The sequence below is a fragment of the Vibrio sp. Vb1574 genome, from assembly GCF_033338675.1.
Map to the genome: position 1 here is coordinate 1 of NZ_JAWOTC010000029.1, position 12,441 is coordinate 12,441.

Annotated in this window: 10 protein-coding genes; 6 read left to right on the top strand and 4 right to left on the bottom strand. The window is 44.4% G+C overall.

The window, feature by feature from the left end; translation table 11 throughout:
- Positions 1-173: 173 nt before the first annotated feature.
- On the bottom strand, positions 174-1,565 hold the full coding sequence (locus R7O12_RS16450) for a PLP-dependent aminotransferase family protein (RefSeq protein WP_318105876.1): 1,392 nt from the start codon (positions 1,563-1,565) through the stop codon (positions 174-176).
- 259 nt (positions 1,566-1,824) lie between these two features.
- Here R7O12_RS16450 and R7O12_RS16455 point away from each other — a divergent pair, with 259 nt between their 5' ends.
- From R7O12_RS16455 to R7O12_RS16465, 3 genes are all read left to right on the top strand, one after another.
- Positions 1,825-2,055 (top strand): hypothetical protein, encoded by a 231-nt coding sequence (locus tag R7O12_RS16455; protein WP_017636104.1) that lies wholly within the window; start codon positions 1,825-1,827, stop codon positions 2,053-2,055.
- Positions 2,056-2,300: 245 nt separating this feature from the next.
- Positions 2,301-2,600, top strand: coding sequence for a hypothetical protein (locus R7O12_RS16460; RefSeq protein ID WP_005376885.1), 300 nt, complete (start codon positions 2,301-2,303; stop codon positions 2,598-2,600).
- 331 nt (positions 2,601-2,931) lie between these two features.
- Positions 2,932-4,122, top strand: a complete 1,191-nt coding sequence (locus tag R7O12_RS16465) for an amino acid aminotransferase (protein ID WP_017636105.1) — start codon at positions 2,932-2,934, stop codon at positions 4,120-4,122.
- An 89-nt stretch (positions 4,123-4,211) separates the two neighbouring features.
- On the opposite strand, the gene R7O12_RS16470 is transcribed toward R7O12_RS16465, so the two are convergent.
- Positions 4,212-4,853, bottom strand: a complete 642-nt coding sequence (locus R7O12_RS16470; RefSeq protein WP_042522781.1) for an outer membrane beta-barrel protein — start codon at positions 4,851-4,853, stop codon at positions 4,212-4,214.
- A gap of 314 nt (positions 4,854-5,167) precedes the next feature.
- Between R7O12_RS16470 and R7O12_RS16475 the strand changes: the two genes are divergently transcribed.
- Positions 5,168-7,057: a DUF294 nucleotidyltransferase-like domain-containing protein gene (locus R7O12_RS16475; protein WP_318105879.1), complete on the top strand. Its 1,890-nt coding sequence runs from the start codon at positions 5,168-5,170 to the stop codon at positions 7,055-7,057.
- Between the two features lie 8 nt (positions 7,058-7,065).
- Complete coding sequence (locus R7O12_RS16480; RefSeq protein ID WP_318105881.1) at positions 7,066-7,785, top strand: 3'-5' exonuclease; 720 nt, start codon at positions 7,066-7,068, stop codon at positions 7,783-7,785.
- 69 nt (positions 7,786-7,854) lie between these two features.
- Here the strand turns inward: R7O12_RS16480 and R7O12_RS16485 are convergent, their stop codons facing one another.
- Together R7O12_RS16485 and R7O12_RS16490 are read right to left on the bottom strand one after the other, a co-directional pair.
- A complete protein-coding gene (locus R7O12_RS16485) occupies positions 7,855-9,738 on the bottom strand; it encodes a methyl-accepting chemotaxis protein (protein WP_005376880.1) in 1,884 nt (627 codons plus the stop codon).
- A 231-nt stretch (positions 9,739-9,969) separates the two neighbouring features.
- Positions 9,970-11,541: a BCCT family transporter gene (locus R7O12_RS16490; RefSeq protein WP_005376879.1), complete on the bottom strand. Its 1,572-nt coding sequence runs from the start codon at positions 11,539-11,541 to the stop codon at positions 9,970-9,972.
- A gap of 387 nt (positions 11,542-11,928) precedes the next feature.
- Here R7O12_RS16490 and R7O12_RS16495 point away from each other — a divergent pair, with 387 nt between their 5' ends.
- Entirely contained in the window at positions 11,929-12,405 is a 477-nt protein-coding gene (locus tag R7O12_RS16495) for a MarR family winged helix-turn-helix transcriptional regulator (RefSeq protein WP_005376877.1), read from the top strand.
- Positions 12,406-12,441 lie beyond the last annotated feature (36 nt).

Below are 12,441 nucleotides of genomic sequence, written 5' to 3' on the forward strand. Positions count from 1 at the left end.
AAACACCAACAAAAATGCGCTAAAAATAGCAACACCCATCAACCTAAGTTCATGCTTTACCAACTGCTTTTTCATTACGGCTCCTAACCTAAATGGTTGTCTGCCCATGATTGAAACACAGCTTCGGTATCGTCCACTGATACAGTTTGAGCAAAAAACAGGTAAACAGTTGGCTAATGAAGTAATTCTCCGACCGTCTTCACGGCTTGTTCTAATTCATCATTTACAGGTAACGATGTATTAAGCCTCAGGTAGTTCTCATAATTTGGAGCGATAGAAAACAACTGACCAAATGCTACAGTGATGTTCGCTTCCAATAACTTCTGATAAATCGCTTTTCCGCACTTTGTTTTCGGCAGTTCTATCCAAAGAAAATAGCCGCCTTCCGGTTGCGTGTAACGAATCGATTGGGGAAAGTACTTATCAACCAGTTCAATAAACGCCAATTGCCGCTGCTCAAGATTCTTTCGCAGTTTTCTAAGATGGCTATTATAACTATCGTTTTGCAAGTAATGCGCGATACCCTGCTGGATTGGTGCACTGCCTGACAACGTCGAGATAAGTTGCAGCTTTTGAAGTTGCTCATTGAAGCGTTTGTTTACCACCCAGCCCAGCCTATAGCCAGGGCAAAGGCTTTTTGAAAATGATCCACAATGCAACACGCGCTCTTGTGTATCAAAAGCTTTAAGTGAGCTTGGCTTTTTTTCAGAAAAATAAAGCTCTGAATACACATCATCTTCGATCAAGTACACATCGTATTTGTCAGCCAGTTCGACGATACGTTGCTTCTGCCCGTCACTTAATAAGGTTCCTGTTGGATTGTGAAAGTTAGTCATTAACCAACATGCGCGAACATCATTGCCGGCAAAAGTCGCTTCAATTTGATCCACTGAATGTCCAGTTAACGGATCCACCGTTATTTCTATCGCCTTTAGACCTAAACGTTCAATCGCTTGAAGTGCGCCATAAAACGTCGGTGATTCAACTACAACAGTATCTCCAGGCTGGGTCACGGCCTGAAGGCTCAAATTCAATGCTTCTAATGCGCCAGAAGTAACGACAATATCATCATGGGTAAACACCATACCTTGTTGGATGTACCGTTGAGCAATCAAACGGCGTAGAGACTCACAGCCCGGCGGCAAGTTATCCAATAACGTCTCTGCCCCCATCTTCCTGCCTGAGCTGGCTAGGTTGCGGTTTAGCGCTTCTAATGGGAACAATGCAGGGTCTGGAAACGCGGAGCCAAACTTCACCGCATTCGGTGAGGCCTGATTTTTGAGGTAGTCGTAAAGTTCATCGTTGATGCTGGAGCGATAAACGGAAGTGGCTGGAGAACTCGGTTCGAAGCGGTCCAACTCCGCAGTCACAAAGTATCCAGACTGAGGTTTCGCTGCGACCCAACCTTGTGCTTCGAGCAACTGATAAGCTTGTAATACCGTACCTGCGCTGACAGAATGGTTTCGGCTTGTTACACGCACTGATGGCAGCTTTTCCCCTGCTCTCCATGTATTTTGCTGAATCTGCGTTTTGAACAGCTCAGCCAGTTGACGGTATCGGTTCATGTTTCCCTCATTTCACTTACAGCCGCACCATAGCATACTTCGCGCCAGCATTCTGATATGGGAGTATTCAATTTAGCAACGTAATTTATCAAGCTTATCAATAGATATTTCAGCCACGAAGTGAGCGTTTATATCCCATACTTTGACTGTTACACACATATTGCCTCACATCTTTGCAATACCTAAAAGCCAAGGTTTTACGTTGGACTGAGTGCGTTAAACTCACTTCGAGCTACGGTCTTTAAATCAGGAGGAAGCGATGAAAGTTTTTACAATGGACGATCTCTCGTATCGCGGAAAACATAAAGGTGTACATAGTTGGGACCATCCTGGCAGTACCACCCCTTATTATTGGCATCCTGATTGGCTGCATATCGCTGAAGATGCTTTGGGTGAACACAAAAAGGCTGACCTTGAAGTCCCTGATGGAGAAACAGCGACAGAAGAGCATGCAAAAGCGGCGATTCTCAAACACTTGAATGACGAGTAGTTTAGGCTCTATCACCGTTCATGAATAGCATTAGGTAGGCGAATCCATCGTTGTATGCTTTAAACACAAATAAAGCTAAAACCTGCCAAATAGTAAATTCTTCTGAATGAGAAGTACGCATCTTCTATAGCGTTCAAAGGGCAAAATAAGTCGATTGTTATCACATTAATTTTCATTACATCTGTTACATTTAAATAGTAATGGTGATGCACACCTCAACTCATGGATTATGAGAGAAAACAATAATGGCGAAATACAACGAAGAAGATATTAAATACAAAGGTGAATCCAACGGCGTACATTCTTGGAGCTCTCCTTCCGGCCAACCTTATTACTGGCATCCAGATTGGTTACACGTTGCAGAAGATGCGACGGGTACGCATCCGAAGCAAAAACTTGAAGTTGAAAAGACAGAAGTACCAACCGAAAAGCACGCGTTAAAAGCGATCTTAAAGCATATGAACGACTGGGCGACTGAAAAACTTTCTTCTAACCCTGACATCGAAACCAATGCGGTTGAGTCGGAAATCAATCTGAAGAAATAACCCCAACCGATATCCATACTCTAACAGTAAACGCTCCACCTTTGGTGGGGCGTTTTTGTCTCAACAAATCCTCACTAGACAATTATAAACGTGTTAACGCAAAGCACTGAATTGAAACGATTGGGATGTGTGCAAAACTTCTCCAACCATGGCATAAATGCCCTTCAAACTCTGTGCCTACCAAACGTTTTCATGGCAAAAACTTTAGTTATGTTAGAATTCTGTTTCAAATCGCAACTTTTTTAGGTTTTCTTTTCAGTAACGGTTGTAACCAATATTGCTGAAAGGTATAAATGTTAGCACACCCCTTCGATTAACATGGATGAAGATTATGTTTGAAAAAGTAGTTGCCGCTCCGGCTGACCCTATTCTTGGCCTTACTGAAGAGTTTAAAAAAGATGCTCGCGCAGACAAAATTAACCTTGGCGTAGGTATTTACAAAAACGAGCAAGGCGAAACTCCCGTTCTTGCGACAGTAAAGAAAGCTGAAGCAGCACTTGTTGAAACTGAAAAAACCAAATCTTACCTAACCATCGAAGGCACAGCAGAGTACGGCATTGCAGTGCAAAAACTGCTTTTCGGCTCTGATGCAGAAATTGTAAACGAAAAACGCGCTAAAACAGCTCAAGCTCCGGGTGGTACTGGTGCACTACGTGTTGCCGGCGAGTTTATTAAACGTCAACTAGGCGATGTAAAGATCTGGATCAGCAACCCAACATGGGCGAACCACAACGGCGTATTTACTGCTGCTGGTATCGAAACGGCACAATACAGCTACTACAATGCTGAAACAAAAGACAAAGACTTCGATGCGATGCTAAATGATCTGCAATCTGCATCTGAAGGCGACATCGTGCTTCTACACGGCTGCTGTCACAACCCTACAGGGATCGATCCTACGGCTGAAGAATGGGAAACATTGGCGAAACTTGTCGCAGAGAAGAAATTGCTTCCTCTGTTCGACTTCGCCTACCAAGGCTTTGCTAAAGGTGTGGAAGAAGATGCTGCAGGTCTTCGTACTTTTGCTAAATACAACAAAGAAATCCTAGTCGCGAGCTCTTTCTCGAAAAACTTTGGCCTATACAATGAACGCGTAGGTGCCTTCACGTTAGTAGCTGAGTCAGAAGAAGTCGCAACAACCGCTTTTTCTCAAGTTAAAGCCATTATTCGCTCTATCTACTCTAACCCACCTGCACACGGCAGCGCTGTCGTGACTCACATTCTTGGCAACGCCGAAATGCGTGCGGAATGGGAAGCTGAAGTAGCAGAAATGCGTGACCGCATTCAAGAAATGCGTGAACTGTTTGTAGCGACACTAAAAGCAGAGGGTGTGGACGCAGACTTTAGTTTCATCGAACGTCAAAATGGTATGTTCTCTTTCTCTGGTCTTTCTAAAGAGCAAGTTAACCGCCTTAAAGAAGAGTTCGGTATTTACATTGTCGGTTCTGGCCGAATCAGTGTTGCTGGTATGACGAAGTCAAATATGGGCCCTCTATGTAAAGGCATTGCAGCGGTTTTATAATCGACTGTCGCATACTTTATTAAAAGGAAAGGTCAGCATAAGCTGACCTTTTTTGTTTTAACTTAACGCCAAAAACGAACCCGTCCGATCTAGTAGACAAACTTCAAACTCAGCCCTACTTCATTGACGTAATCTGAGCTTTCACCGCTGTAATCAGTATCTCTAAACTGATAAAAAAGACCAGTGCCGATGACTTTATGCCATTGGTAGTTAAGACCGATCTTAAAATTGTTCTCATCAACGATATCACTACGGTTCAACTCCACTTCAGCTGTCGCAATAAGCTTTTCACTGAGCAAGTAATTCACCCCAACAGTTACAGCTTGAATCAATTCGCTATCGGAAGACAACGTATTATCCGTTTTGTCGTCCGTCGCTTTCGCTTTGATTGCGCCTATTCCATATAGCCCGTAGATATCGAATTGCTCTGTAACTCCATAACGGTAACCACCACCAAACAAAAGGCGGTCAATGCGAAGAGTAAAATCATCCGGATGGAAAAACTGCGCTGAGTAATCAACATTAAACAACCAGTTCTCAGTAAACAAATAGTTACCACCGAGTCCAACTGTGGTCGCATTAGAGTTATCTAACCATTCTTCGTTTGTCGTTCCGGCACCAACATCCAAATGAATGTGTTCGTACCCAAATTTTTCTGCTTGGTGCATGACCGCTGCGCTTGATATCGCCGGCAAAGCAGCTAAAGAAACAAGCAATAAATTTCTCACCATTCGACTTCCTTTCATGAGAATTATCTAAACACTGTATTCCATCGCCTGAGCTACTTGGCTCAAGAAGAATAGCTTAATCTAAAGACGTGATAACGATCTGAAACAGCCAAAGAGCTAATCAGTCATCACGAAGAAAACATATCGACGACGTCTTTTTCAATTGAGGTGACCATATAGTAGTAAAAATGAAGCTCCCTTATCGTGCGATATGTCAGAATCTTATGACTGAGCACGAAAATCGCGGTTCAGATAAGACTCTGTTTTAAAACTAAGTTAAGATTACTTTATTATTTGCGAACTAAAAGGCGCCTTCGATGGATGCAGAACTTCTCGAGATTTACAACTTTCTCGCCAAGTATCCCCCGTTCAATGAACTCCCTGAAGAAACACTAAACAAGGTGACAGAGAGTGTCGAAATCTCGTACTACCGAGAAGATACCCCCATCATCCATTTTGGAGACTATATCCAAGATTTATACGTGGTGCGAAGCGGTGTTGTTGAAGTTTATCGACGCAAAGGTGAGCTGTATAACCGCCTTGACGAAGGTGACCTATTTGGCCAGATGGGCATGCTCACCAATAACAAAGTCCGCTTTCCGGTAAAAGCCATTGAGGATACCCTGCTCTACTGTATTCCTGGTGACATTTTCCAAGAAATTTACGATAACTTTGATTCCTTTGCGGATTTTGTTGAAGTTGAAAATAGCGCTCGTTTACGCCAAGCCATTTCAGAAAACAAAGACGCCAATGACCTGACGACGTCGAAAGTGAAAACCTTGCTGACTGGCGATGCTCATACGATTGATCGTGGTCAGACAATCCAGCAAGCCGCGCAGCAAATGGCGAATGACAACGTATCGGCTTTACTTATCGTCGACCCAGATTTCGTTCGTGACGAAGACGATCCACAGTCCCCAGTACTTGGTATCATTACTGACCGTGACTTGTGTACCCGTGTGTTAGCTGAAGGTTTGTCCCCACAGGACGATGTGTCCAATGTGATGACCACGGAGGTCATGTCTCTTGACCACAACGCTTACATCTATGAAGCAATGTTAACGATGCTGCGTTACAACGTACATCACCTACCAGTGGTAAAAAACCAATTACCAATCGGTATTATCGAAACAACCGACATTGTTCGTTATGAATCTCAGAATTCGTTGTTGTTGGTGAGTAGTATTTTCCAACAACAGACTATCGAAGATTTAGCCGTTGTTGCCGAAGAAGTGAAAAGCAGCTTCGTGCGTCTGGTCAATGAAGATGCCAACTCTCACATGGTGGGTAGCGCGATGTCGGTCATTGGCCGAAGCTTCAAACAGCGTCTGCTAGAAATGGCAGAAGAAGAGCTTGGCCCACCGCCAATTCCTTATTGTTTCCTTGCACTTGGCTCAATGGGGCGAGATGAGCAACTGTTGGTGACTGACCAAGATAACGCCATCATTCTAGATGAGACCTATCAAGAAGAGAAACATGGTAAATACTTCGAAGCCCTAGCAAAATACGTCAGCGATGGGTTAGATGCCTGTGGCTACAAATATTGCACAGGTGATATTATGGCAACCAACCCACTATGGCGCATGACTCGTTCAGAGTGGGAAGAGTGTTTTGCTGACTGGATTGATAACCCGAACCCGAAAGCACTACTCAACGCCTCCATCTTTTTCGACTTGGATGGTGTCTATGGCCGCTTAAAATGGGCAGAACAGTTAACTAGCTTTATTGTTCGTCGCGCTCGAAAGAACAACCGCTTCTTAGCGTGTTTGGCTCGTAACGCACTAAACAGAACACCACCTCTAGGCTTCTTTAAAGACTTCGTGATGGAAAAAGATGGCAGACACAACAACTCCATCAACCTCAAACGTCGCGGTACTGCTCCTCTGGTCGACTTAATTCGTGTTCACTCTCTGGCAGTTGGCTCACGTGCACAGAACTCGTTTGAGCGTCTCGACGACATCATTGACGCTGGCATTTTGCCAAAAGGTCGAGCACAAGACTTAAAAGACGCGTTAGAGTTTATTTCCATGGTGCGTATTCGTCACCAAGCGACGGATGTGGAACTAGGCATTGATCCTGATAACAATATCGAACCAGAAAACCTCTCTGAGTTTGAACGTCGCAACCTAAAGGATGCATTCCAGATCCTAAGCAATGGTCAAAATTTCCTTAAGTTCCGCTACCAAGCGAACAAGAGCTTTAAGTGAGGTTTAGCATGATTAAAAAGCTCTTTCAGAGGCCAACCATTCAGTGGCCAACGAAGTTTGAACAAAAGCTGGAGATGGCGAAGGATGAGAATTTAATTGCGTTTTATAGCAACAAGCCGCCTGCTCCAGAAACACCGTTATCTGAGGTGGAGTTCGTGGCGTTAGATTTCGAAACGACGGGTTTGAATCCTGAAAAACATGACATCATTACTATTGGTTTGGTGCCGTTTAACCTGAAGCGAATTTTCCTACGTAACTCGCGTCATTGGAAGGTACGTCCACAGCGTGCACTCGATGAAGATTCAGTCATTATACACGGTATTACTCACAGCGAATTGATCGATGCACCTGACTTAGGCGATATCTTAAGCGAGCTGCTACCATGCTTAAGCGGGAAAATCATTGTTGTTCATTACCGTCGTATCGAGAGAGAGTTTCTGGATAAAGCGCTCAAAAGCCGTTTAGGGGAAGGTATTGAGTTTCCTGTTTTAGATACGCTGCACCTTGAAGAAACGATTCAACAGAAACGTTCAGGCTCTCTCTGGGAGCGTTTAAAAGGGAAAAAACCAGAATCGGTTCGGCTAGCGCAATCTCGACGCCGTTATGGGCTGCCAGACTATACGCCTCACCATGCATTAACCGATGCAATTGCTACCGCAGAGCTACTGCAAGCGCAAATCGCCCATCATTACAGTGAAGAGCAACCCATCAGTGAGTTCTGGCTGTAGTATACTTCACGCTTAATAGCGATCAAAAAAGGAGCCAGATGGCTCCTTTTTACTTAGGTTGAGACAAGATTACAGCTTAAAGCGTTGAATCTCTTGTTCAAGTTCGTGTGATAGCTCAGACAGGTGAGCAGCTTGTTCTGCTGCTTGATGAGCTTCGACTGACAACTCGTTAGACACGTCACGAATACCTTCAGTGTTACGAGTGATCTCAGTGGTTACCGATGCTTGCTCTTCTGCTGCTGAAGCAATCTGCGTTGCCATATCACTGATACGCTCAACAGCAGTGTGGATTTGCGTCAAGCTCGCTGCAGCCGCATTGGCATCATCAACACTGGTATCAGCTAGACGACGACTGTCACCCATAATACCGACCGCTTTGGCTGTTGTGCCTTGTAGCATCTCGATAGTTTCTTGAATCTCTTGCGTTGAAGCATGAGTACGTTGGCTCAATACGCGGACTTCATCTGCAACCACAGCAAAACCACGGCCTTGCTCACCTGCACGTGCCGCTTCGATCGCCGCGTTAAGTGCAAGTAGGTTCGTTTGCTCTGCAATGCCTTGAATCGTTGATAGAATCGTATTGATGCTATTTCCGTGTGCTTCTAGCTCTTGAATCACATCAGTAGCAACTTGAACTTCTTGCGCTAAGTTCTGAATAGAGCCTTGCGTTTGAGTTACTTGGCTAGAACCATGTGAACAAGCTTGAACCGCTTCTTCTGAGTTACTTGCCGTGCTATCAGCATTACCTGCAATTTCTTGTGTCGCTGCTGCCATTTCGTTCACAGCCGTCGCCACCATGTTGATTTCATCTTGCTGGTAAGAGATACGCTGACTACGCTCCTCAGCTTGCTGTGCTGTCGTGCGTGCTTGCTCTGAAAGCGCAGAAGATACGTGGCTAAGCTTAGTAACCATTGTGTGCATGTTGCCAACAAAACGGTTGAAGTTTTCCGCCAGTTTACCTACTTCATCATCACTGCGTGGCTCTAGGCGTTGCGTTAAGTCACCTTCGCCAGATGCAATTTCTTCCAGTGCATTTGATACGCGGTTCAAGTCACGGAACAAGAAACCAACTAGCCAAGAAACTGCAAGAATAACCACAATCGTGATCGCCACAGCAGTGAACAATAGATCTCGTAGCAATACCGCATGACCTGCTTCTTCTGTTGCGCGATCCATTTCAATCGCAAACATCCAATGCGTACCAGGAACTTTATTGAAGTAGTAAAGCTTCTCTTTTCCTTTGATTACCGTATCTTCGATACGACCTTCATCGGCGGCACGCTCAATTGCCTCTTCTGAAAAATCTTTTAGAACACTGGTGATAGGCTTAAGCGTCAAGCTTTTATCTGGATGCGCTAAGAAGGTGCCTTCATTCATGTCGATTAGCATCGCATGCGCGTTTTCACCTGCATCTAAGTTAATCACATCGCTGATAAGCTGATCGATCAGCACGTCCGCACCAACAACACCAACAAACTGACCATTTTTCATTACTGGCTCAGCAATGGTCACAAGTAGTGCATTCGTGATTGCGTCTTGATATGCGGCTGTGATGATTTGCTTACCCGCGGCATCAGCATCCTTGTACCAAGGACGTGTGCGAGGGTCATAATCAGCACGGTTACGCTCCGGATGAGAGCGGTACATATCACCGTTTGGTGTACCAAGGAAGATGTCATCGAAGCCACCAGCCTTGCGAGCTTGTTGTAGGAAAGGAACAACGTCTTGCTCGGTCGAGTAGTCGTTGAACGCAGTGGCAATATCTTTACGGATATTGACCCAATCAGAAATTCCCTCTGACGCAGTAGTACTAAGACTTTGCGCACGTGAATAGACACCTGAACGAGTCTGATCAAATAATTGACCAGCCGACAACCAAGTAAGTGCTGTTGCCATCACAACAACAGCAGAAAGGCTTGCGCCTATAAGCTTTTGTTTTAATGATAATTTCATATTTATAGTTTTTTGAGTTGGGAGAACAGTTAAGGTGCATGAATATTACACACTTTTTTACGACTATTCACTAATTTTTAAAAAACAAAATAGCACATTAACTCTTTGTAAAATATGAACTTTCATGTGTCATTTTTTTGTCTCAAGCGTCATAAAAACCGCACAAAAAAAGCCAGCAAATTGCTGGCCTTTTGATTAATTGTTAGTCAGACGGTTTTATAAAATGCCGAATTACTGACGCTCAGTTCGCATACCCATCAATAAGCTCACACACATTGCAAGCAGAATGAAGGTAAATGGCAGTGCTGTAGAAATGGCACCGGCCTGAAGAGCTTGAACAGCCTCGGAGCCACCAATCCATAGCAGAGCAACCGCAATTGCACCTTCCATGAATGCCCAGAAGACACGTTGAAGTACAGGTGCATCGACTTTACCACCTGCCGTGATACTGTCGATAACAAGTGAACCAGAGTCAGAAGACGTAATGAAGAACACAAGTACCAGCACAACAGCGATGATAGAAAGCATGCTACCAAATGGAAGAACATCAAACATTTGGAACATAGCAAGTGATACGTCAGTCAAGCCATTTGTGCCCAGCTCACCTACTTTATCAACAACTTGCTCGATCGCAAGGCCACCAAATACAGACATCCAAACAACGGTAACCGCAGTTGGAACCAGCAGAACTGCTGTGATGAACTCGCGAACGGTACGGCCACGAGAAACACGCGCGATGAACATGCCTACGAATGGCGACCATGAAATCCACCAAGCCCAGTAGAACACTGTCCAGCCTTGGAACCAAGCTTCGTCCGTACGACCAAACGGGTTACTTAGTGGGATGATATTCTCTACATATGCCATAAGTGTGGTTGGAATCGAACCTAGGCTCGCCGCCCAACCGATAAGACCAACAAGGAGAAGTAGCAAGAACGCCACAACCATGTTGATGTTACTAATGACTTTAACACCACCATCGATGCCGCGTACGACTGAAACAACAGCAAGTAAAGTCACCACGGTAATAACGACGATTTGCAGACCTAGGCCTGGCTCAACACCAAATACGTGATGAATACCACTTGCTGCTTGCTGCGCACCTAGACCTAGGGATGTAGCAAGACCAAATAAAGTCGCAAGCACAGCCAGAATGTCCACAATGTGGCCAGCCCAACCCCATGCACGATCACCCAGAAGTGGGTAGAAGATCGAACGCATAGATAGCGGTAAACCTTTGTTGTAGGCAAAGAATGCTAAAGAAAGTGCTACAACACCGTAAATTGCCCATGGGTGAAGGCCCCAGTGGAACATCGTTGCACCCAGTGCCAATCTCGCGGCTTCTGGTGTATTTGCCTCAACACCAAGTGGCGTTTCATACCAACCGGTGAAGTAAGCGACAGGTTCTGCAACACTCCAGAACATTAAACCGATACCCATACCAGCTGCAAATAGCATTGCAAGCCATGACATAAACGAGTAATCGGCAACAGCGTCTTTACCACCTAGTCGGATCTTACCCATTGGTGAGACGATAAGCGCCAAACAGAAAATAACGAAAATGTTACCTGCAATAATGAACAACCAATCGAATGAACCAATAATTTTCCACTTCAGCCCATCAAGTGCCGTCTTTGCGGTATGTGCATCTAGAACTAATGCAGCGACAAGAAACAGCGCAATTAAACCTGCACTAATACCAAAAACTGGGTTATGAACATCAAAACCCCATTTTTGAACGTTGTCCTGACCTACCGTATAGTCGGTACTATCGATACTGTACTTATCTATACCCTTTGTCATCGTTCCTCTCTATTTTTGTAGTGTTTTTACGTACCAAACAAAAAAATCTTTCGAACACGATACGTTTTGCATTCCGTGAAGGCGCAAGATCCTATCATTTGACACGTTTTTGTCTATCTTTTTGCTATTAAAAAATCCAATAACTTACTTTTCACTACGTGGTTACGGCCTTTGATAGAACAAATCACTACTACAATAGTTAGACCACAAACATTTATTGCTATAATAATTTTAGCTCCTCTTATTTTGTCGAAAAGGCGCGACAAAATGGTATTGAGGACACGGCGTAAAATTGTAGAGGTAATTTTTGATTTCCCCCCTTTAAATAAGGGCGCATTTAAGTTAGTGTCGCCTCGATAAATGTTCCCTACAGACTGGATGAATAAATTGGAAAAGTACGAAGAAGTATTGGTCTCGATTCGTCAGATCATCCGCGCTATTGATTTACATTCTAAAAAGCTGAGCAAAGAGTCTGGATTGACTGCTCCACAGTTGATTTTGATGCGCGCTATCAATGACTTAGATAACGTGACGATTAAACAGTTGTCTAGCCACACTAACATGAGCCAAGCGACCGCAACGACCATTCTAGATAGACTAGAACGAGGCCAGTTTGTTGAGCGTCAGCGCAGTGTTCAAGACAAGCGTAAAGTGCATGCTGTACTTACGAGCAAGGGCCAAGAAGCCTTAAAACAAGCACCAACGCCGCTGCAAGAGCACTTCATTAATCGATTCCAAAAATTGGAAGAATGGGAGCAATCCCTTCTACTATCTTCCGTTCAACGCATCTCGACGATGATGAATGCAGAGGACATCGATGTTGCTCCAATGCTAGAGCTTGGTAGCATTACCAAAGCCGATTAGTTTCGCTCCCACGTGCTCGCTTTTTGCGGGCACTAC